The sequence below is a fragment of the Prochlorococcus marinus str. MIT 9313 genome, assembly GCF_000011485.1.
Taxonomy (GTDB): domain Bacteria; phylum Cyanobacteriota; class Cyanobacteriia; order PCC-6307; family Cyanobiaceae; genus Prochlorococcus; species Prochlorococcus marinus_D.
This window is the reverse complement of record NC_005071.1, coordinates 25689-42386: the sequence shown is the minus strand read 5'-3', so window position 1 is coordinate 42386 and position 16698 is coordinate 25689. Positions and strand designations below refer to the sequence as shown.

The window sequence follows — 16698 nt, the reverse complement described above, 5'->3', positions numbered from 1 at the left end:
AAACGAACTAAAGCTGATCTAAACTGATCAAATGCGGGTGTAATTCAGTGGTAGAATGTCAGCTTCCCAAGCTGAACGTCGCCGGTTCGAATCCGGTCACCCGCTTATCAAAGGATTAATCAAGGTTCATAGAATACTCATTCATATTTAACAAACCAAAAAGCCTGCCTAATTGAGAATAGGCTTCAAAGCATTATTCAATGCAAATTCAGGATCTGGGCTTGATTAATTGAAGAACTTGTGGGCCAACCACTCCTGCACGACGCTCCTGATCTAATGCCTTAAGAATCAAACTGCCAGCAGCCTGAAAATCTCCCGCTTCAGCCTGTGCAGAAGCTCGGTCAAAAAAACCACTCGCGGCCTTCAAGTAAACCTCGCGTTGAATAGAAGCGGAATTCGTGCCCGCTGTTGTTCTCAAAAAAGTAGACGTCAAGACTGCTGAGCTGAACCCCTTGATTGAAAGTTTAACGCGAATTGTCTAGTACAAGCAATATCGAGCATCAAAACAGCAAATGTTGTTGCCCAAATCAGCCAATTGATATGTATAAAAAATATAAGGGGGCTAAATCAGGTTCCTGGCTCCTCAATGTTGCCTCCCATAGTTTCGATCTGAGCTCTTAAGACTGACGCACGAGTCTGGTCACCACGAGTTGCGGCAACAGCCAATGCAAATTCAAGCTTCTCGAGCTGATGCCCCCCCTCATGGAAGGCCTGAAGTCTGATAGAAGATCTCACTAACGGTGAAAATACTGAGCTGGTAACCCCAGCTTTGCCAGAGGCAGAAATGGTTAAAGCCATGGATGCCTTTCTTTTTATTGTGCACCCGATGCCACCCTCATGCCGCAAGAGTGTCTGGTTCCCCTGACCAAGACTGAGGTTCTTCTCGGGCTTGATCCTCAGCTTGATCAGAACTATCAAGAAGTTCCTGGCACTCTTTTAAAAGCTGCTCAACCCCATCGAGCATCTCCATTTCCTCTGCGGGAATCCTCTGAGGTTCGCTCTGCTGTCTCAACTGAAACTCCAAAGCCTCCTGACGCTGCTCCAATTTAACGAGCCTCTGCGATAAAGCAGTGATCGTCTGAACCAGGTCTTCTGCAGTACGAGTAATTCGAAAAGAAACTGACGAGGACATAGCCACAAACAAATACTTTGTCCCGATGACAACACATGAGGAATAAAGGCTCAAGTCATTAGGCAGATGGTGAGGAGAATCATTTGCGCTCAAAGTATCTGTACTGTTTCAAATCGATCCCATGCCTTCTCTGGCAACGTTACTGATTTATCTCATGGCAGGAACAGCATTGGGTCTGCTGACATTGCGCACTGGCATTCCAGCAGCACCCCTTGCAGGTGCTCTTTTAGGTGCAGGGCTCGTGAGCATGACCGGTCGCCTTGATGTTGCTGAATGGCCCTCAGGAACACGCACCGCAATTGAAATCGCCATCGGCACGGTGATCGGTACCGGCCTGACCAAAAGCTCCCTAGGGGAGCTGCAAAACCTCTGGAAACCAGCCCTACTGATCACTCTGACCCTTGTACTTACTGGGATAGTGATCGGTCTTTGGAGCAGTCGATTACTAGGTATTGACCCTGTGGTTTCTCTCCTCGGCGCTGCCCCAGGAGGCATCAGTGGCATGAGTCTGGTAGGTGCGGAATTCGGCGTCGGTGCTGCAGTCGCCACCCTGCATGCTGTGAGATTAATCACCGTACTTTTGGTACTACCGCTTCTGGTGAAGCTATTGGCCCCATTAGGACTCATTGATTCCTGATTAAACCTGGACAGGACAGTTTCAATCGATAAGTTGATCAATACTGTGTTGACTTGCAAGCGATGAATCGAAATCGAAATCGAGTTGCCCTTTCACTCACACTGCTAGGCCTTGTGGGAATCAGTCTTTCTGCCACAGCTGCCCAGTCAGCAACAACTGATGCCGCAAGCAAAGGAGCCCAGATCTACTGCTTCATGCGTAGTAATGGCAATAACCATGAGGTGAGCTGGACTGCCTCTTATGCCCTAATCAAACGCCAGGGAAATAGCCTTTTCAAGACCTCACCAAAGCATGCTGCCGTATTAATTACTGAAGCAGTGGTCAATGAACCCAGCAATTATCCAAACTGCGGTCAATACCTTGGTGATCTCTACGGAGGTAACAAAGGCTCTTCATCTGGAGCTGATCAAGTAAGTGGTGATGAGACTGTCATCGACTCCTATAGCTCTGGTAATACCAACACCACCACTCCTTCAAGTACAGATCATGAGCAGCACTACAGCTATTAAATTCCCTCGCTTCCTTGCCAAACTATGTCTGAGCGGATTGCTGCTTTCCGGTCTTAGCTGCAACAGTCGCTCAGCACCAACCAATCCATCTGCTGAATCGAATATCTCGTCCCAAGCTTGCTTGGAAAATCTTGACCTCAAAGGACTCGACCAAGCCCTACTGCGCTGCAATAGCGTAGTGAACCAACATCAAAACGACCCTGAACCACTCAACGACCGGTCACTGATCTACACCCTGCTTGGCCAAACCAATTTGGCTTGTCAAGATGTCTCCAAAGGCCTAAAGCTTCTGAATCAACAAGGCACGTCAGCTGATCCGATGGTGCGTCACGAACTAACCGTGCGTAAAGACTCCTGCATGCAACATCTCAACATGACTGGCAAAGGCTGACGCTTGAGTCCAACACGACGAGAACCAAGCAATACCTCAATCCGCTCGGCCTTACTTGCTATCAGAGAATCCACCAGCTGATCTGCAAAACCCAGTTGGAACCAGTGACTCGTGAGTCCACCATCCATCCCCAATCGATGGCAACGATCCTCAGCCTGATCCACATCACCAGGTGTCCAGTGACGTTCAAGCAAAACCACATGCCTAGCGCGATGCAAGGTGTAACCAAGCCCGCCTACTGCATAGGTTGCCAACAAAAGGGAACTCATCCCTGATTGAAAACGATTCACAGCTTCTTGACGCTGGCCTGGACGCTGACGCCCAGTTAACAACTCACCCCCTAAGCGTTGCTGCAAAAGCAGCAAAGGACCAACAAAACTGCTGAAAAGGACAACGGCTTGCCCCTCAGCAAGAAGTGCTGCCACAACAGTCTCCACTGCTGGCAGCTTGAACTCCGCTGCAATCTGACGCAAAGCCGTAAGCACCGCCAGCGATTCCGCATCTGAACGCACCAAACCCTGCTGAACACGATGGCGATAGTTGTCAGTGACAAGAGCGAGACGATGGTCAAAACCACGAGACTCTGACTCTGTAAGAACAACCCGATGCTCTTGACGACGTTTTGGGGGCAAGCCAAGCAAAGTCTGCTTGCGTCGATGCAGAACCAATGGCCGTGTGAGCTTCCCTAGAGCATCGAGATCACTCGCACCACGTGAAAGCCAGCGTCGCTGTCCACCTTGATCTCGCCAGTAACCCTGACAAAAACGCTCTTCAAACTTGCGTTGATCTCGAGCCAAAGGATGATCAATGGCCGCCAGCAGTGGATAAAGCTGATCAGGACGACCATTTTTCATCGGCGTCCCGGTGAGTAACCAAATAGCCCTTAAACGCGGATGCCGCGCAAGCCTTAAAAGAGCCTGAGTTCGTCTTGACTTGATGGACTGGCCGAAATGCGCTTCATCCACCAACAGAAGCGTTCCCGCCGCCGGCAATTCCCTAGGCAAACGAGCCCAGCTATGGATGCACACCGGCAAATCAAGACTTGCAGCTTCGATACGCCAGTGGTCATGAAGACCCACCGGCGCCACCACCATGACCCGTACATCAGCACATCTCACCATCGCGCGAGCCGCCAAAAGAGAGGTAAGAGTCTTACCAAGACCCATTTCATCAGCCAAGACTGCACCGCGCCGCGCCAACAACCAACGGGCTCCAGAGCACTGATGCGGAAGAGGTCTACGACCATCTGTCAAAACAACCTCAAGGTCTGCATAGCTCACGAGATCGCGATGGGGCGGCATCGGTGGCAAAGGCTGTTCGAACCAACTCAGCCACTGAGCCAAGTCATCCTGCACCAAAAAACGTGAGCCAAACTGCCTCTGCAAATGTTGAGCCGCAACCAAAGGAAATTCCCAGCCCTGGCGAGTACCACGCCAAATTCCACGAGGCCTCACTTTGCGAAGCTGAGCCTGAGTGACCGCATCGAAAGGGAACGTCACCTTGACCAAACCCGCCGCAGTCAGACCCAAATAACAGCTGGAAGACGATTTAGGCGTGAACTTCACTGCTCAAGAGAACACCTAATTTACGCCCCATTGCCTTACTAGCAAGCGCGAAAGCAACCACTGTAAAAAGCAGCGCAAAGCAAGTCAAAATAGATATTTAGACACATTGACTCAAAGAGCATGCGCGGCACACTTCACAAAACCGAGAAACTCAGATGCACAATAGGGACGCGGTTTTCCTCGAAGATCTCTGCCCCAAATTACGTGTGCGAAGATGGAGAAAATCCCTTCACAACTATACCGCTCAAAGTTGTATCTATTGCGGCAAACCTTCTGAATCAATTGACCATATTTTGCCTCGCAGTCGCGGTGGCTTAAGTATTACTCAAAACTGCGTTCCAGCCTGTCTATCCTGTAACGGTCACAAATCAGATGCCGATGCCTTCGAGTGGTATAGGCGCCAACGTTTCTATGATCCGCGACGCGCAATGGCCATCCGCGCCTGGATGGATGGCGATCTCAGACTGGCTTTAAGGCTGCTTCAATGGACCCAAACCAACCATAGAGAAGCTCCTGTTATCAGCCAAGATGAAGAATGGATGCCCCAGCTGGCCTAAACCAATCTCACCAGACCTGACAGGCCACCACAGGGTGATGTCTTTGGCAAATAGAAGCCTGCTGCTCAGGTTGCTCCGGAGCCAGAAGCATCGCACCTGTCAACAAAGCCAAAGGCAAGACAAAATGAAAAGCCGAACTGATCTGCCGACCTTGAACGATCCTTGGACATGCCCGACGCGGCAGCATGGACACTGAAATCGCGGAAGCGCGCAAATAGGAGCTCGCCATGACCAAACCCAGAATATAATACATTTGTACTCATGCTCACAGAGCTTGTCAAGCGGAGTCCGCCTCTCCCCACCGGCTCAAAGTTGCTGGTTCTCGGTGGAGGATTCAGTGGCCAGCATGTAGTGGCTCTGGCGAGAGCACTTGGCAGCACTGCTATCTGCAGCCGCAGAGACATCAACAGCCCAGACGCAGACATCGCATTTGATAGTGCCACCAAGCTGTTGCCAGCCACAAAAGTTCTAGAAGGAGTCACGCATTTACTCAGCTGCATACCGCCAGCAGCCGATGGGAAAGATCCAGTACTGACATGCTTGGGCGACCAGCTCAGAGCGTTGCCATTGCAATGGGTTGGCTATCTCTCCACCACAGGGGTTTACGGAGATCGCCAAGGACGCTGGGTCACAGAAATCGATCACCCTCAGCCTCAACAAGCACGGAGCAAAAGAAGATTGGCCTGTGAAGAGGCCTGGCAAGCTTCGGGATTACCCCTGCAGATTCTGCGACTGCCTGGCATCTACGGACCAGGCCGCTCAGTGCTTAAAAACGTCAACACAGGTCAAAGCAGAATGATCCATAAGCCCAACCAAGTGTTTTCAAGAATTCATGTCGATGACATTGCAGGCGCCATCCTGCACCTAATCCAATGCGCTGCTGATGGACAGCGACCCATCGTGATCAACGTCACCGATGACCTGCCAACAGCTTATACAGACGTACTCGGGTTCGCCGCCCAACTACTTGGAAAGTCCTTACCCGAAATTGAGCCATTTGCAGTTGCCGCTGCACAGATGAATCCCATGGCACTCTCCTTCTGGCAAGAGAATCGCAGGGTCAGCAATCAGCTCTTATGCCGCGAGCTTGGCTATTCCCTGATGCATCCCAACTATCAATCCGGCCTTAGAGACTGTTATCTGGCAGAAGGTTTCAAGGTCTCACAGACGAATTTTCCTTAGTTGTTGAACGTTCCCGATCCGGACCACCAAGAATGAACTCGTTCCAATTAAAGGGCTTCTCTGGATCGATAAATGTCAACCCGGCATCGCGCAAAAACTGACTCCAATGCACCACCAACCAACCATTCCGCAATCCGGTACCAAGACCAAACAACAGCAAACCAAGCAGCAACCAGCGCATCATGGCTATGCCTTCTGAAGGCTTTGACGCTAATCAACTTATCGTTATCGCCATCGGCGATCCCGCTGGCATCGGGATGGAGGTCACCCTAAAGGCCCTCGCTTCACCAAGCTTGCCATCAAAGCTGCATCCCCAGCTGGTTGGCTGTCGAAAAAGCCTAGAACTGACCTATGCCCAATTACAAGCTCAAGGGATCTCTCCCCTAGCCAATCCAAAGAACCTCGACATCAAAGATCTACCCCTGCAGAGCACACTTCAGCCTGGATACCCCACAGCACAGAGTGGAGCCGCAAGCTTTCTATGGTTGACAAAGGCAACAGAACTCCTCTTGAAGGGTCGAGCCCGCGCCCTTGTTACCGCTCCTATTGCCAAGCAGGCCTGGCATGCAGCAGGCCATCACTATCCCGGTCAAACCGAACGACTTAAAGAACTGGTGGGAGCTGATCAAGCCTCCATGCTCTTCACCGCGATCTCACCTCATAACGGCTGGCGGTTCAACACTCTGCTAGCAACAACCCATATCCCGCTAGCAGCAGTCCCACAAGTGCTTACCCCTGAGTTGGTTAGAGCGAAGCTCAACGTACTCAAGGCATTCTGCCAAAGATTCAAAACCGATCCATCCATTGCAGTCGCAGGCCTCAATCCCCACGCTGGCGAGCAAGGCCAACTGGGCCATGAAGAGCTGAAATGGTTGATCCCAATGCTGAACAGATGGAAAACGGAGCACCCTGAGATCCAACTAGACGGTCCTTTACCTCCCGACACATGTTGGCTTTCAGCTGCAAAGGCTTGGCATGGCATCCCTTGCGCCCAAACCCCAGACGGGATCCTGGCCTTATACCACGATCAAGGTCTAATCCCAATGAAGCTGCTGGCTTTCGACTCGGCCGTCAACACCACCCTTGGGCTTCCATTTCTACGTACCTCACCTGATCACGGCACCGCCTTTGACATTGCCGGAAAGGGATGTGCCAGACCCGACAGCATGTTGGCCGCCCTAAAAGCCGCCTGGGAGCTCACGGAATCACGCTGATCAGCCAGGCTTAACACGCATCAAAACCTGACCGAACTCAACTGGCGTGCCGTTATCTACAAGGATTTCAACCACCTCGCCACTGACTTCAGATTCCAACTCATTCATCAACTTCATGGCCTCCAAAATGCACACGATCTGACCGACACCGATGCGACTACCAACTTCTACAAATGGGGATTCCCCAGGGCCAGGAGCACGGTAAAACGTGCCGACCATCGGTGCCGTTACCTCCAGGAAATCAGTTCTTGAACCTGGTACCGCTGGAGGCGGAGTCCCAGGTCCGACCATCTCAACTCTCGGTTCTGGAGCCGGTGAAGGCATCTCAACGGTCGAAGACAATGGCATCACCGGAGCCACCACTGCTGGTGCAGGGATGTTCCGCCTGACCTCTAGACGAAAATCATCTCCCTCAAGGCGAAATTCCTGTATGTCGCTTTCCGCCAAGGCTGCAAGCAACTGGTGCAGTTGATCATGATCGAGCTGCATAGCCATTAGTTCTCGCGACCGAGGTAGCTGTCGTTACGTGTATCGACTTTAATTTTCTCGCCCACAGAAAGAAACAAAGGAACCATCACCTGAGCCCCAGTCTCAAGGATGGCGGGCTTAGTGCCACCGGTAGCGGTATCACCCTTAACACCAGGATCAGTTTCAGTGATTTCAAGCACCACAGAATTGGGGAGCTCCACCTCAAGAGGATTTCCGTTCCATGAGACCACATTCACCTCCATCCCTTCCTTGAGGTATTTACGACTGTCACCAATCTGCTGCGCTGTAAGCCTGGTTTCCTCATAACTAGACATGTCCATAAAGACATAGTCACCGGACTCCATATAAGTGTGTTGAAGAGTCGACTTCTCAAGCAAGGCCTGCGGAAGCATCTCCCCAGCCCTAAAGGTTTTTTCCACCACGTTGCCGCTCTGCACCGCCTTCAACTTGGTACGCACAAATGCTGAACCCTTACCCGGTTTCACATGCAAAAACTCGACTACACGCCAAACAGAACCGTCTAATTCAATCGAGGTGCCAGTGCGGAAGTCGTTACTTGAGATCATTCCCGCTGAACGGATCAGATGGATCATACGGCTGTGCCAAAGTCCCAGCACAAGAAGAGTTCCACATGCCAAATACTCCTCTACTGACCAGCCTGATCACAGTGCTCGCAGTACTTTTACTGAATTGGGGTGATCCTGTTCTGGCTGCTCTGCCAGCTGGAAGTGCAGTGACCGATGGTGCCGCAATCCTGCGAAATGCCCTACCAATCGAACAAAAAGATCTCCGCCAAATGCAAGCCACCCTTGAGGCCACTAGCAAAGTGGTTGGGTCTTCAAAGGGCAATCGCTGGGTTGCGCTAAACGAAGCTGCTTCTTCTAGTCAGTTCCTAGTAATAACCCGCAAAAAGAGCATCCTCGCAGCCATCCCAGAAGCATCTCGAGAAAAGGGTGAAGCACTTTTGGAATCCTTGGGAAAAACGGTCCAGGCCCTGGGGGATGCAGCCAGTAATCAAAACGTAGATCGCTTCATCGACCTACGTCGCGAAAGTCTCAAGCAGATCGGTGATCTAGAAGCGCTATTGGTGAATGATTTTCCTTACACCATCCCTGAGGAATTCAACTCACTACCGCGGCTTCTCGGAAGAGCAACTGTATCGATCAAAACCACAAAAGGGAACATCACTGCTGTGATTGATGGCTACAACGCCCCTCTAACAGCCGGCGCCTTCGTAGACCTAGCTCTCAAAGGCTTTTATGACGGATTGCCATTCACACGCGCTGAAGACAATTACGTACTACAAAGCGGTGACCCCACAGGACCTGAAAGCGGATACATCGACCCAACAACCAAGAAAGAACGTCAAGTTCCTCTGGAAATCCGTATTCCAGAGGAACCAACTCCTTTTTACAACCAAACCTTTGAAGACATCGGTCTTTACAAAGCCACACCAGTCCTTCCATTCGCCGCCCTTGGCACACTCGGATGGGCCCATTCCGACCAGGCTATAGACGACGGTTCCTCCCAGTTCTTTCTATTTCTCTATGATGCAGAATTAACTCCAGCTGGTCTCAACTTGGTGGATGGCCGCAATGCAGCCTTTGGCTATGTCGTTGAAGGTACCGAGTTACTTAAAAAACTCGAAATTGGTGATCAAATCTTATCCATCAAAGTTGTCGATGGAGCTGATCGGCTGAAGCCCCACGCCTGAGGACTTGTGTATGGGCGAAACCCTAGCCCAACTTGGTGAAAACGAACTACTGCATCGACTAGCCCGCTTTGCTCCTGCTGGCCAACTTGACGACGACACAGCGCAAGTCCACACCAATGAGGGAGAACTCCTCATTAATACCGATGTCATGGTGGAAGGCATTCACTTCAGCGAAGACACCACGACTCCAAAAGATGTTGGTTGGCGTTGCGTAACCGCCAACCTTTCCGACCTAGCAGCCAGTGGCGTTGATCAGATTCTGGGTATCACTGTCGGACTTGTAGTCCCTCCAGAGACCCCCTGGGACTGGGTAGAGAAGGTTTATTTAGGCATAGAAGCCGCATTGAAACAGTTTGGGGGGACCTTGCTGGGCGGCGACTGTTCCCGAGGGGATCAACGACTACTCGCAATCACCGCCCTGGGCACTCTCGGGCCAGTACGGTTGCACCGCTCCCAAGCCCAACCTGGAGATTCTCTTGTCGTCAGTGGTCCCCATGGCCTCAGCCGTCTTGGCCTGGCCCTACTTCGCTCAGATCCACTGATAGAAGCAGCCCTGCTGCCAGACAAACTCAAACAAAAAGCGATAGAAGCTCATCAACACCCTCAACCATGCCTGAAGGCACTCCACGCTCTTCAAACCTGTAAGCCTGCTGAACTTCCATGGCGAGCTGGGGGCACCGACAGTAGTGACGGACTTCTGGCAGCGGTTCAAGGCCTTTGCAGAAGCAGCGGTTGCCGGGCGATTCTTGATCCAACAGGCCTACCCAAAGACCCTGACTGGCCACTAGGCCAACACTGGGATAGCTGGTGCCTAAATGGCGGAGAAGACTTTGAACTTATTCTCAGCCTGCCACCGAAATGGGCCACCGCTTGGCTGCAAGTTCTTCCATCAAGCCAAATCATTGGTGTCATGGAACAAGGCCCACCTCGGGTGGAATGGGCGCATGGCAAAGGAGAAGTGAGCAACTTCTCAAGCTTCAAACATTTCCAATAAAGAAACAGAATAAACCCCTCGCTAATAGGAGGGGTTTATAACTCAAAAAGAAGCTAGAAGCTCAGAAAGTAGTAATCCTCTGAAAGATCACTTCCAATTCTTGGCCACAATCTCAGCGAGATCGACAACCCTCTGGCTATAACCCCACTCGTTGTCATACCAAGCAACCACTTTCACCAAATTGTCGCCAATAGTCATCGTGAGATCCTCGTCAACGATGGTGGATTCATTAGTACCGGCGTAGTCACTAGAAACCAAAGGAAGATCACCATATTTAATGATTCCCTTCATGCCACCCTGAGAAGCCGATTTGAGTGCAGCATTCACTTCTTCAGCAGTCGTGGAACGACCAGACTCAAAAACTAGATCTACCGCTGAAACGTTTGGGGTTGGTACACGCATGGCAATACCCGTGAGCTTGCCCTTCATCTGTGGATAAACCAAAGCCACAGCCTTGGCAGCGCCAGTTGAGGTCGGAACAATATTCATGGCTGCCGCACGAGCACGGCGAAGATCTCGATGGCTGTTATCGAGGATCCGCTGATCACCGGTGTAGCTATGAATAGTCGTCATCAGGCCCTTATTGATCCCAAAGGTCTGATCAAGCACCTTCACGATTGGTGCCAGGCAATTGGTTGTGCAGCTGGCATTACTGAGAACATTGAAATCACCGTGACGGTACTGATCAGCATTGACGCCCACGACATATGTGCCAACACCATCTCCTTTACCTGGAGCCGTGAGGATCACTTTCTTCGCACCAGCCTCGATGTGTTTACTAGCCCCCACATCAGTATTGAAAACCCCGGTGGACTCGATCACAAGATCGATACCCCACTCCTTCCAAGGAAGATTCAAGGGGTTGCGATCTGAAAAACACTTAATGGTTTTGCCGTTGATAACAAAAGTGTCATCGGTATAACCGATCTCCGCATCCTTGATCTGTCCAAGAATTGAATCGTACTTAAGCAGATGAGCATTGGTCTTAGGGTCAGAAGTGACATTGATGCCAACCACATCAATACCCGTGTTCGCACCTCGGCTTAGCCAACAACGCATGAAGTTGCGACCGATTCGGCCGAATCCATTGATCGCAACACGCAGAGTCATAACAAAAACGGGGAAACCGCAAGGGAAGTGGCCGCCGATCATACAGAAATAGGTTGCACTTTCCGCTGTTCCGGATGAGGAGGCGGCCCATACCTGGCACAAGGTCAACCCCGGCCGGACCTCTCCAAAACATAAGAATGACGGGCTTTTAGCCCAAGACTGGCTTATCTTTTGAGCCTATGGTTTTGCCCATTGACCAGCACGCTCAACCGCCAGCAACCCATCCACTTCATAGGTGTTGGCGGTATCGGCATGTCTGCACTAGCTCTAATTCTGGTGAATCGAGGTCATATCGTCTCCGGCTCCGACTCACGAGAAAACACTGCCGTTGAGCAACTGAGAGCTCAAGGAGTAAGAGTCTTCCGCGATCAGAGCGCCGCAAACATCGATGCCATTTGTAGCAACGTAGATCTCCTTCCTTTGGTTGTGATCAGCACAGCCATTCCCAAGAGCAATCCTGAGCTCAAGGCAGCCAAGCTGTCTCAATTGAAAATCTTGCATCGCTCAGACCTCCTTGCTGCCTTGATTCAGGCACAACCATCTATTGCAGTAGCCGGAAGCCATGGCAAAACCACCACCAGCACCCTGCTCACTACACTGCTGGCCACAACCGATCAAGACCCAACAGCTGTGATTGGTGGTGTCGTGCCTTACTACGACAGCAATGGCCATGTGGGCAAAGGACGACTGCTAGTAGCAGAAGCTGATGAATCTGATGGATCTCTCGTCAAGTTTCAGGCAACGCTCGGCGTGATCACCAACTTGGAGTTAGATCACACCGACCACTACGCCAATCTTGATGAACTGATCAACACCATGAAGCGGTTCGGCCAAGGTTGCCGACGACTGCTGGCGAACTTCGACTGCCCAATCCTCAAAGAGCATTTCGATGCCACAGCTTGGTGGTCAGTCAAAACCTCAGCGGGTGTTGATTTTGCAGCTTTACCAATTTGCCTCAATGGCGATCAAACAATTGCGGACATTTACGAGCAGGGCAAACGGATGGGGCAAATCACACTGCCAATGCCCGGACTTCACAACCTCAGCAACGCTATGGCAGCTATCGCAGCCTGCAGACTCGAAGGACTGTCCTTTGAGGACGTGCAACAAGGTCTTGCTGACCTGCAGCCTCCTGGGCGCCGTTTCGACTTCCGAGGCACCTGGGAGGGTCGCCAAATCGTTGATGATTACGCCCACCATCCAAGCGAAGTCAGCGCGACACTCACAATGGCGCGCTTGATAGTAACTAGTGGTCGTAGCCAACTACCAAACCCACCCAAACGCATTTTGGCAGTGTTCCAGCCTCATCGATACAGCCGTACAAACAAATTTCTCTACGACTTCGCAAGGGCACTCGGTGAAGCGGATGCTGTTCTGCTAGCACCCGTTTACAGCGCCGGAGAGAACCCTATTCAGGGAGCAACGAGTGAGAGCCTGGCTAAAGCGATCAGAATCCAACACCCCAACCTGCCAGTCGCTGTAGCCGAAAACTTTAATCAGCTAACCCTATTGGTGCAAAAACACAGCCTCAAAGGTGACCTAGTCCTCGCCATGGGTGCAGGCAATATCAACAATCTATGGAGACAACTGACACATCTTGACAACGCAAAGAGATGCCCACCCTCCCTGGCAGCCTGACCCTAGTGAAGGGGATCAAGCCCCAACCACTGGTTTCTCTTGCCAACTTCACGAGCTGGCGCGTCGGAGGACCTGCGGAATGGTTTGCATCACCCAGCAGCGTGGAGGAACTACAGACACTGATTGCTTGGGCTTATGAACAAAAGATGCCCTGTCGAGTCATCGGAGCAGGATCAAACCTACTGATCAACGACACTGGCTTGCCGGGCCTGAGCCTTTGCATGCGCAAACTCCAAGGGAGCGACCTAGATCCAAAGACTGGCATTGTCGAAGCCTTGGCCGGTGAACCAATCCCCAACCTTTCCAAACGCGCCGCAAAGGTTGGCCTACATGGCCTGGAATGGGCCGTTGGAATTCCTGGAACAGTTGGTGGTGCAGCCGTCATGAATGCTGGAGCCCAGGGCGGCTGCACAGCCGACTGGCTGGAATCTGTACAAGTCCTCGACCTCAATGGCGAGGGCCCTTTTGAACTGAGCCGCCAAGAGCTTGACTACGCCTACCGACAAAGTCTCTTGCAGGAAAAAACACTCGTCGTGCTCTCAGCCAGATTCCGCCTAGACCCCGGGCATGATCACAAGGAGCTCAATCAAATCACACAGCAAAACCTCACTCATCGCACGACGACCCAGCCTTATCAATTGCCTAGTTGCGGAAGTGTCTTTCGCAACCCAGAACCCCTCAAAGCTGGTCGTCTAATCGAAGCGCTGGGTCTGAAAGGTCACCGCATTGGAGGAGCTGAAGTCTCCCCCATTCATGCCAACTTCATCGTCAATATTGGTGGAGCCACGGCTGCTGACATCAATCAAATGATCACCCTCATTCAGCAACGGGTACAGATGGCCCATGGAGTGATGCTTCATCCTGAAGTGAAACGACTTGGTTTCGAAGCGACCGCTTAATCTGCCCATTCCTCCAGCAATGCAATGGCAGGGTTCGGACTTCCCAATTTCGGCCAACTCACCGAAGCCTTCCGCAAGGCCCAACAAATCCAACAAAACGCCCAAAAACTGCAGGAAGAGCTAGATGCCATGGAAATTGAGGGCAGCAGCCCAGACGGCAGAGCAAGTATCTGGCTATCTGGCAACCAGCAACCACTGCGTGTGCGCATTGAACCCTCACTGCTTGCCGAAGGACAAGATGCCAGCGAAACCGCGATCTTGGCCGCTCTTCAATCCGCCTATGAGCACTCCACCACCACCATGAAAGAGCAAATGGAAGAACTTACAGGAGGCCTGAACCTGAACCTCCCCGGGATGAGCGAGTGAGGCACTCCATCTCCTCCAAAAAACGCTTATAGATTGGATATCGTTCCCAACTTTTGTCGACCCCACAACCGGGCTCATCACGATGGAAACAATCCCTAAATCTGCAGGGATAATCTTCAAGCTGTCCATCAAGTTCAGGGAACAACACCGCAAGCTTGCGCAGATCAGCAGGAAGTTCAGGTCGATTAAACCCTGGTGTATCAGCAACGAGAGATCCTTCGCACAGTCGAAAGAGTTCAACATGACGAGTGGTATGCCTGCCACGTTTCAACCGTCCAGAAACAGCGCCTACGCGCAGGGATAGCTGGGGCAAGAGCTGATTGAGCAAACTGGTCTTACCCACACCTGAAGGACCACAAAAGACAGCAAGTCGTGTACTGCTGAGTTTGTTTTTTAGAGCACCTAACCCCTCTCCGGTCTGCACAGAAACCGCCATAGGCCGATACCCCCAACCCCTTAGCCGCACGAGCTGCTGCTCGAGCTGGTCCGAAGTGATCAGATCGCGTTTGGTGAGGATGAGGTGAACATCAACACCAGTCTGCTCAGCGGACAGTAGAAAACGACTCGCTTGGTCAGCGTCAAAGCAAGGCTGCTTGACTGCCAAGGCAACAACAACAGCCGTAACGTTGGCGACTGGCGGGCGGTTGATCCAACTCTGCCTAGGTTCCACATCACCAACCACAGCTCGACGTTCCTGCCAATCGATTGCTTCCACCCAAACTCGATCCCCCACATGCACGGCAGCCCCGCGATGGTCCAGGCGCGTTCGACGAGTACAAAGCAAACGCAATGGTTCATCATCCGTTGATCCTGTCCAGCTCACCAATGAAGATGGATTAAAAGTCTCGAGTTCTACCTCGAGAAAATTGGCTTGTAAGGCCACCACCATCCCTGCAAGCCGCGGCGCCTCAGCCGCCGCCACAAGTCACCATCAACCTCAACCAAGTGTTTTCCTGAGCAATAATCTCAACGCGATGGCCTGCCTCTACTAACCCTGGAACCACCATCGCCTCAGGTTCCCCACGATCAAGATCCACCTGTAGACGTTCCTTGTCCTTAAGACCCTCAAGAGCCAAGCGACAGCGAATAAAATTGATTGGGCAAGGAGTACCGCGCAAATCAATCTGCTGATCAGGAACAAGCTGGGCGGTCATCCTTTCTGGCCAAACAAACGAGCAAACAAACCACTGTTGTGATGGTGATGCTGCCTGCCTTTAGCAGAATGATGGCCAGCAAGTTCTTCAAGCAAGCCCCGCTCCTCATCAGAAAGACGAATGGGCAACTTCACATTGATAGAAATACGCTGATTCCCTCTTGCTACTGGGTTTCCTAGCTTAGGAATACCCTTGTTTTCAAGGGTGAGTACAGCATTGGGCTGAGTTCCAGCAGGAATCTCAAGACTGGTATTGCCATCAACCGTATCAACCTCAATGATGTCTCCAAGGATTGCCTGGAGATAACTCACGTTGACTTCTGAAAGCACCGTGATCCCATCACGTCGCAATTGGGGATGGGATTTCACCGTCAAAAATACGTAAAGGTCTCCAGAAGGTCCACCCCGCAAACCAGCATTTCCCTCACCGGCAACTCTCAGACGAGTTCCTGTATCAACCCCAGCGGGAATATTGATGCGCAATTTCTTGCGAACCTGACGAACACCCTGTCCAGCACATGCAGGACAAGGGTCTGCAATCACCTGTCCAGTACCTTCACAACTGGGACATTCCGCCACCTGAGTGAAGCTCCCGAAAGGTGTTCTGGTCGCTCGTCGAACCTGACCAACACCACCACAAGTGGAACAGGTCGTTGGTCCACTACCCACCTTGGCTCCAGTGCCGTTACAGGTGTCGCAAGTTTCAAGATGGGGAATTTTGATTTCTCGTTCTTGGCCGAAAACAGCTTGCTCAAAGTCAATCTTCAAGTCGTAGCGAAGATCATCTCCTTGCTGCGGTCCCCGTCGTCGTGGACGAGCGCCACCAGATCCACCAGCCCCTCCAAAACCACTAAAAAAGGTCTCAAAGAGATCAGCGAAGCCACCCATATCTCCCACATCGGGCATGCCCGCTGCACCCCCAAGCCCAGCCTCGCCAAATTGGTCATAACGGCCACGAGTCTGAGGATCGCTAAGCACCTCATAGGCACGACCGATCTCCTTGAAACGATCCTCTGCACCAGGATCCTTATTGATATCTGGGTGATACTGACGTGCAAGACGGCGATAAGCCCGCTTCAGGGTATCGCCATCAGCATCTTTGCTGACCCCTAGCAGGTCGTAATAATCAGCCATCAGCTCGTCAACAC

The 16698-nt window shown here is 51.7% G+C and carries 23 protein-coding genes and 1 tRNA gene; 12 read left to right on the top strand and 12 right to left on the bottom strand.

Annotated elements, in window-relative coordinates; genetic code table 11:
• Nucleotides 1-33 precede the first annotated feature (33 nt).
• Nucleotides 34-105 (top strand) — tRNA-Gly (locus AKG35_RS00225).
• Nucleotides 106-208: 103 nt separating this feature from the next.
• On the opposite strand, the gene AKG35_RS00220 is transcribed toward AKG35_RS00225, so the two are convergent.
• From AKG35_RS00220 to AKG35_RS00210, 3 genes are all read right to left on the bottom strand, one after another.
• Nucleotides 209-433, bottom strand: coding sequence for a hypothetical protein (locus tag AKG35_RS00220; RefSeq protein WP_011129421.1), 225 nt, complete (start codon nt 431-433; stop codon nt 209-211).
• A gap of 134 nt (nt 434-567) precedes the next feature.
• Nucleotides 568-798 carry a hypothetical protein gene (locus AKG35_RS00215; RefSeq protein ID WP_011129420.1) on the bottom strand — a complete coding sequence of 77 codons (231 nt, stop codon included), beginning with the start codon at nt 796-798 and terminating at the stop codon, nt 568-570.
• 37 nt (nt 799-835) lie between these two features.
• Nucleotides 836-1132 (bottom strand): chemotaxis protein, encoded by a 297-nt coding sequence (locus AKG35_RS00210; RefSeq protein WP_041384228.1) that lies wholly within the window; start codon nt 1130-1132, stop codon nt 836-838.
• Nucleotides 1133-1253: 121 nt separating this feature from the next.
• Here AKG35_RS00210 and AKG35_RS00205 point away from each other — a divergent pair, with 121 nt between their 5' ends.
• From AKG35_RS00205 to AKG35_RS00195, 3 genes are all read left to right on the top strand, one after another.
• Nucleotides 1254-1769 (top strand): AbrB family transcriptional regulator, encoded by a 516-nt coding sequence (locus AKG35_RS00205; RefSeq protein ID WP_011129418.1) that lies wholly within the window; start codon nt 1254-1256, stop codon nt 1767-1769.
• Nucleotides 1770-1831: 62 nt separating this feature from the next.
• Complete coding sequence (locus AKG35_RS00200) at nt 1832-2278, top strand: DUF6554 family protein (protein ID WP_011129417.1); 447 nt, start codon at nt 1832-1834, stop codon at nt 2276-2278.
• Nucleotides 2256-2669, top strand: coding sequence for a hypothetical protein (locus AKG35_RS00195; protein WP_071818062.1), 414 nt, complete (start codon nt 2256-2258; stop codon nt 2667-2669). Before AKG35_RS00200 ends, AKG35_RS00195 begins: the two co-directional genes overlap by 23 nt.
• Here AKG35_RS00195 and AKG35_RS00190 read toward each other — a convergent pair.
• Nucleotides 2606-4234, bottom strand: coding sequence for a DEAD/DEAH box helicase (locus tag AKG35_RS00190; RefSeq protein WP_011129416.1), 1629 nt, complete (start codon nt 4232-4234; stop codon nt 2606-2608). The genes AKG35_RS00195 and AKG35_RS00190 overlap by 64 nt on opposite strands.
• A 155-nt stretch (nt 4235-4389) precedes the next feature.
• Here AKG35_RS00190 and AKG35_RS00185 point away from each other — a divergent pair, with 155 nt between their 5' ends.
• Nucleotides 4390-4791 carry an HNH endonuclease gene (locus tag AKG35_RS00185; protein WP_011129415.1) on the top strand — a complete coding sequence of 134 codons (402 nt, stop codon included), beginning with the start codon at nt 4390-4392 and terminating at the stop codon, nt 4789-4791.
• A 7-nt stretch (nt 4792-4798) separates the two neighbouring features.
• Here the strand turns inward: AKG35_RS00185 and AKG35_RS00180 are convergent, their stop codons facing one another.
• Nucleotides 4799-5020 carry a hypothetical protein gene (locus AKG35_RS00180; protein WP_063416241.1) on the bottom strand — a complete coding sequence of 74 codons (222 nt, stop codon included), beginning with the start codon at nt 5018-5020 and terminating at the stop codon, nt 4799-4801.
• 32 nt (nt 5021-5052) lie between these two features.
• On the opposite strand from AKG35_RS00180, the gene AKG35_RS00175 reads away from it, so the two are divergent.
• Nucleotides 5053-5973 (top strand): SDR family oxidoreductase, encoded by a 921-nt coding sequence (locus AKG35_RS00175; RefSeq protein ID WP_011129413.1) that lies wholly within the window; start codon nt 5053-5055, stop codon nt 5971-5973.
• On the opposite strand, the gene AKG35_RS00170 is transcribed toward AKG35_RS00175, so the two are convergent.
• A complete protein-coding gene (locus tag AKG35_RS00170) occupies nt 5945-6157 on the bottom strand; it encodes a hypothetical protein (RefSeq protein WP_041384227.1) in 213 nt (70 codons plus the stop codon). The genes AKG35_RS00175 and AKG35_RS00170 overlap by 29 nt on opposite strands.
• Here AKG35_RS00170 and pdxA point away from each other — a divergent pair.
• Nucleotides 6156-7187: a 4-hydroxythreonine-4-phosphate dehydrogenase PdxA gene (gene pdxA / locus AKG35_RS00165; protein ID WP_011129412.1), complete on the top strand. Its 1032-nt coding sequence runs from the start codon at nt 6156-6158 to the stop codon at nt 7185-7187. The two genes, AKG35_RS00170 and pdxA, sit on opposite strands and share 2 nt — an antisense overlap.
• On the opposite strand, the gene accB is transcribed toward pdxA, so the two are convergent.
• Together accB and efp are read right to left on the bottom strand one after the other, a co-directional pair.
• Complete coding sequence (accB, locus tag AKG35_RS00160; RefSeq protein ID WP_011129411.1) at nt 7188-7682, bottom strand: acetyl-CoA carboxylase biotin carboxyl carrier protein; 495 nt, start codon at nt 7680-7682, stop codon at nt 7188-7190.
• Nucleotides 7682-8242: an elongation factor P gene (gene efp / locus AKG35_RS00155; protein WP_011129410.1), complete on the bottom strand. Its 561-nt coding sequence runs from the start codon at nt 8240-8242 to the stop codon at nt 7682-7684. Before efp ends, accB begins: the two co-directional genes overlap by 1 nt.
• Nucleotides 8243-8307: 65 nt before the next feature.
• Between efp and AKG35_RS00150 the strand changes: the two genes are divergently transcribed.
• Together AKG35_RS00150 and thiL are read left to right on the top strand one after the other, a co-directional pair.
• Complete coding sequence (locus AKG35_RS00150) at nt 8308-9390, top strand: peptidylprolyl isomerase (protein WP_011129409.1); 1083 nt, start codon at nt 8308-8310, stop codon at nt 9388-9390.
• 10 nt (nt 9391-9400) lie between these two features.
• Nucleotides 9401-10384 carry a thiamine-phosphate kinase gene (thiL, locus tag AKG35_RS00145; protein ID WP_011129408.1) on the top strand — a complete coding sequence of 328 codons (984 nt, stop codon included), beginning with the start codon at nt 9401-9403 and terminating at the stop codon, nt 10382-10384.
• An 87-nt stretch (nt 10385-10471) separates the two neighbouring features.
• Here the strand turns inward: thiL and gap are convergent, their stop codons facing one another.
• Nucleotides 10472-11494: a type I glyceraldehyde-3-phosphate dehydrogenase gene (gap, locus tag AKG35_RS00140; RefSeq protein WP_041384819.1), complete on the bottom strand. Its 1023-nt coding sequence runs from the start codon at nt 11492-11494 to the stop codon at nt 10472-10474.
• A 171-nt stretch (nt 11495-11665) separates the two neighbouring features.
• Here gap and murC point away from each other — a divergent pair, with 171 nt between their 5' ends.
• Genes murC through AKG35_RS00125 form a run of 3 tightly spaced genes read left to right on the top strand, consistent with a single transcriptional unit; the run spans nt 11666 to nt 14397 of the window.
• On the top strand, nt 11666-13132 hold the full coding sequence (murC, locus tag AKG35_RS00135) for a UDP-N-acetylmuramate--L-alanine ligase (protein ID WP_011129406.1): 1467 nt from the start codon (nt 11666-11668) through the stop codon (nt 13130-13132).
• Nucleotides 13108-14031 carry a UDP-N-acetylmuramate dehydrogenase gene (gene murB / locus AKG35_RS00130; protein WP_011129405.1) on the top strand — a complete coding sequence of 308 codons (924 nt, stop codon included), beginning with the start codon at nt 13108-13110 and terminating at the stop codon, nt 14029-14031. Before murC ends, murB begins: the two co-directional genes overlap by 25 nt.
• 24 nt (nt 14032-14055) lie before the next feature.
• Nucleotides 14056-14397, top strand: coding sequence for a YbaB/EbfC family nucleoid-associated protein (locus AKG35_RS00125; RefSeq protein WP_011129404.1), 342 nt, complete (start codon nt 14056-14058; stop codon nt 14395-14397).
• Here the strand turns inward: AKG35_RS00125 and rsgA are convergent.
• The 3 genes from rsgA to dnaJ are packed head-to-tail and all read right to left on the bottom strand — an operon-like array spanning nt 14354 to nt 16684.
• Nucleotides 14354-15319: a ribosome small subunit-dependent GTPase A gene (rsgA, locus tag AKG35_RS00120; protein WP_011129403.1), complete on the bottom strand. Its 966-nt coding sequence runs from the start codon at nt 15317-15319 to the stop codon at nt 14354-14356. The two genes, AKG35_RS00125 and rsgA, sit on opposite strands and share 44 nt — an antisense overlap.
• Nucleotides 15306-15551 (bottom strand): sulfurtransferase TusA family protein, encoded by a 246-nt coding sequence (locus AKG35_RS00115; RefSeq protein WP_011129402.1) that lies wholly within the window; start codon nt 15549-15551, stop codon nt 15306-15308. The genes rsgA and AKG35_RS00115 overlap by 14 nt, the downstream gene beginning before the upstream one ends.
• Nucleotides 15548-16684 (bottom strand): molecular chaperone DnaJ, encoded by a 1137-nt coding sequence (gene dnaJ, locus AKG35_RS00110; RefSeq protein ID WP_011129401.1) that lies wholly within the window; start codon nt 16682-16684, stop codon nt 15548-15550. The genes AKG35_RS00115 and dnaJ overlap by 4 nt, the downstream gene beginning before the upstream one ends.
• Nucleotides 16685-16698: the final 14 nt, after the last annotated feature.

Bases quoted from the DNA above. Each gene is read 5' to 3' on its own strand.
- AKG35_RS00215 (WP_011129420.1), bottom strand. From the start codon at position 798: ATGGCTTTAACCATTTCTGCCTCTGGCAAAGCTGGGGTTACCAGCTCA.
- AKG35_RS00210 (WP_041384228.1), bottom strand. From the start codon at position 1,132: ATGTCCTCGTCAGTTTCTTTTCGAATTACTCGTACTGCAGAAGACCTG.
- AKG35_RS00205 (WP_011129418.1), top strand. From the start codon at position 1,254: ATGCCTTCTCTGGCAACGTTACTGATTTATCTCATGGCAGGAACAGCA.
- AKG35_RS00200 (WP_011129417.1), top strand. From the start codon at position 1,832: ATGAATCGAAATCGAAATCGAGTTGCCCTTTCACTCACACTGCTAGGC.
- AKG35_RS00195 (WP_071818062.1), top strand. From the start codon at position 2,256: ATGAGCAGCACTACAGCTATTAAATTCCCTCGCTTCCTTGCCAAACTA.
- AKG35_RS00185 (WP_011129415.1), top strand. From the start codon at position 4,390: ATGCACAATAGGGACGCGGTTTTCCTCGAAGATCTCTGCCCCAAATTA.
- AKG35_RS00180 (WP_063416241.1), bottom strand. From the start codon at position 5,020: ATGGCGAGCTCCTATTTGCGCGCTTCCGCGATTTCAGTGTCCATGCTG.
- AKG35_RS00175 (WP_011129413.1), top strand. From the start codon at position 5,053: ATGCTCACAGAGCTTGTCAAGCGGAGTCCGCCTCTCCCCACCGGCTCA.
- pdxA (WP_011129412.1), top strand. From the start codon at position 6,156: ATGGCTATGCCTTCTGAAGGCTTTGACGCTAATCAACTTATCGTTATC.
- AKG35_RS00170 (WP_041384227.1), bottom strand. From the start codon at position 6,157: ATGATGCGCTGGTTGCTGCTTGGTTTGCTGTTGTTTGGTCTTGGTACC.
- accB (WP_011129411.1), bottom strand. From the start codon at position 7,682: ATGGCTATGCAGCTCGATCATGATCAACTGCACCAGTTGCTTGCAGCC.
- efp (WP_011129410.1), bottom strand. From the start codon at position 8,242: ATGATCTCAAGTAACGACTTCCGCACTGGCACCTCGATTGAATTAGAC.
- AKG35_RS00150 (WP_011129409.1), top strand. From the start codon at position 8,308: ATGCCAAATACTCCTCTACTGACCAGCCTGATCACAGTGCTCGCAGTA.
- thiL (WP_011129408.1), top strand. From the start codon at position 9,401: ATGGGCGAAACCCTAGCCCAACTTGGTGAAAACGAACTACTGCATCGA.
- gap (WP_041384819.1), bottom strand. From the start codon at position 11,494: ATGACTCTGCGTGTTGCGATCAATGGATTCGGCCGAATCGGTCGCAAC.
- murB (WP_011129405.1), top strand. From the start codon at position 13,108: ATGCCCACCCTCCCTGGCAGCCTGACCCTAGTGAAGGGGATCAAGCCC.
- AKG35_RS00125 (WP_011129404.1), top strand. From the start codon at position 14,056: ATGGCAGGGTTCGGACTTCCCAATTTCGGCCAACTCACCGAAGCCTTC.
- AKG35_RS00115 (WP_011129402.1), bottom strand. From the start codon at position 15,551: ATGACCGCCCAGCTTGTTCCTGATCAGCAGATTGATTTGCGCGGTACT.
- dnaJ (WP_011129401.1), bottom strand. From the start codon at position 16,684: ATGGCTGATTATTACGACCTGCTAGGGGTCAGCAAAGATGCTGATGGC.